Source organism: Clostridioides sp. ZZV14-6387 (assembly GCF_020657835.1).
Classification (GTDB): domain Bacteria; phylum Bacillota; class Clostridia; order Peptostreptococcales; family Peptostreptococcaceae; genus Clostridioides; species Clostridioides difficile_A.
Map to the genome: position 1 here is coordinate 1 of NZ_JAGWCW010000090.1, position 465 is coordinate 465.

1 rRNA gene is annotated in these 465 nt (G+C 53.1%); it reads right to left on the reverse strand.

The window, feature by feature from the left end:
- Nucleotides 1-465, reverse strand: a 16S ribosomal RNA gene (locus KGF38_RS20025); the annotation flags it as partial.

The window sequence follows — 465 nt, forward strand, 5'->3', positions numbered from 1 at the left end:
GACTACTAGGGTATCTAATCCTGTTTGCTCCCCACGCTTTCGTGCATGAGCGTCAGTCGCATCCCAGGGGGCTGCCTTCGCCATTGGTGTTCTTCCAAATATCTACGCATTTCACTGCTACACTTGGAATTCCACCCCCCTCTGATGAACTCTAGTCCTGCAGTCACAAATGCAATTCCCAGGTTAAGCCCGGGGATTTCACATCTGTCTTACAGAACCGCCTGCGCACGCTTTACGCCCAGTAATTCCGATTAACGCTTGCACCCTACGTATTACCGCGGCTGCTGGCACGTAGTTAGCCGGTGCTTATTCTTCAGGTACCGTCAGCAGACCATGGTATTAACACGGTCCTTTTCGTCCCTGACAAAAGCAGTTTACAACCCGAAGGCCTTCATCCTGCACGCGGCATGGCTGGATCAGGGTTGCCCCCATTGTCCAAAATTCCCCACTGCTGCCTCCCGTAGG